The following is a 1699-nucleotide window of genomic DNA, read 5'->3' on the forward strand; positions in this document are numbered from 1 at the left end:
ACCAACGAACCGTGGTCGGTGCTCGGCCAGAGCTTCGGTGGCATGTGCACCGTCACCTACCTCTCGTTCGCGCCCGAGGGCCTGCGCGAGGCAGTCATCACCGGCGGTCTTCCCGGTCTGCGCGTCACCGCCGACGAGGTCTACCGCGCCACATATCCGCGCGTGCACCGCAAGAACACCGCGTACTACCGCCAGTACCCGCAGGACGCCGCCTCGGTCCGCCGCATCGCCGCACACCTGATCGAGCGCCCGGCAGCCATGCCGGACGGATCCTTGCTCACCGTCGAGGCCTTCCAGTCGCTCGGAATGATGCTCGGCACGAGCGACGGCGCGGACGTGCTGCACTACCTGCTCGAAGACACCTGGGCCGGAGCGGAACTGTCCGACAGCTTCCTCGCCCGCACAGCGACTTTCCTCAGCTACGCCCAACTGCCGCTGAACCCGCTCATGCACGAACTCACCTACGCCCAGCGCGGCACCGGCGCGACGAACTGGGCGGCTCAGCGAGTGCGCGGCGAGTTCCCCCAGTTCGACGCGCGCACGGCGTTGGCAGGGGACGACCCGATACTGTTCACCGGCGAGATGACCTACCCGTGCCACTTCGACCAACCCTGTCTCGCGCCCCTGCGCGAGCCCGCCGAGATGCTGTTCGCCCACGAGGACTGGCCCGACCTCTACGACCCCCGGCGCCTGGCCGCGAACGACGTCCCCGTGGCCGCCGCCGTCTACCTCGACGACATGTACGTCGACGCCACTTACTCGCTCCAGACCGCCGAGACCATCAGGGGCCTACGGCTGTGGGCGACCAACGAGTACGAGCACGACGGGCTTCGCGTCAGTGGCGGGCGCGTCCTCGACCGCCTGCTGCGCATGCTGCACAGCCAGATCTGAAGCAGAGCGACGTGAAAGCCGATCTCACGCCCGACACGGACGACGCGAGGCGTGTCTCCGGGCGGCAGATCCTCGCCCTGGCGATACCCGCGCTCGGCGCACTGCTGGCCGAGCCGCTGTTCCTGCTCACCGACAGCGCCATCGTCGGGCACCTGGGCTCCGCCCAGCTCGCCGGACTCGGCACGGCCGGAGCCGCCCTGAACACGCTCGTCAACGTGTGCATCTTCCTCGCCTACAACACCACCGCGCAGGTCTCCCGGCTCATCGGAGCCGGACGGCGCAAGCAGGGCCTGGCCCGCGGGATCGACGGGCTCTACCTGGCGGCCGGACTCGGTCTGCTGCTCGCCGTCGTCGGCGTGCTGGGCGCGGAACCGATCGTGCGCCGGCTCGGCGCGGGAACGCAGGCAGCCCCGTACGCGGCGACCTACCTGCGCATCAGTTCCGTGGGACTGCCGGGGATGCTGCTCGTGCTCGCCGCGACCGGACTGCTGCGCGGCCTGCACGACATGCGCACCCCGCTACTGATCGCGGCGGCGGCAGCGGTCGTCAATACGCTGGTGAACTGGATCCTGGTATACCCGTGCGGGCTCGGAATCGCGGGCTCGGCGGCCGGAACGGCGAGCGTACAAACGGCGATAGCGGTCGCATACGCGTACATCGTGCTAAGAGCCTGCCGCGCCGAGGGGATCAGCCCATGGCCAGACACGCGGGCGATCCGCGCCTCACTCACCGCGAACTTCGCGCTACTCGTCCGCACAATCGGCCTGCGAGTCTACTGGCTGGCCGCAGTGTGGGCCGCGGGCCGGCT

2 protein-coding genes are annotated in these 1699 nt (G+C 69.7%); both read left to right on the forward strand.

Annotated features, from left to right (window positions below; translation table 11 throughout):
• Positions 1 to 891 (forward strand): alpha/beta hydrolase (locus ACZ56V_RS39420; protein ID WP_468948753.1); only part of this gene is annotated, 891 nt, incomplete at its 5' end.
• An 11-nt stretch (positions 892 to 902) separates the two neighbouring features.
• A partial coding sequence (locus ACZ56V_RS39425) for an MATE family efflux transporter (protein ID WP_468948755.1) occupies positions 903 to 1699 on the forward strand: 797 nt, incomplete at its 3' end.

This window comes from Streptomyces sp. NPDC034099, from assembly GCF_055575415.1.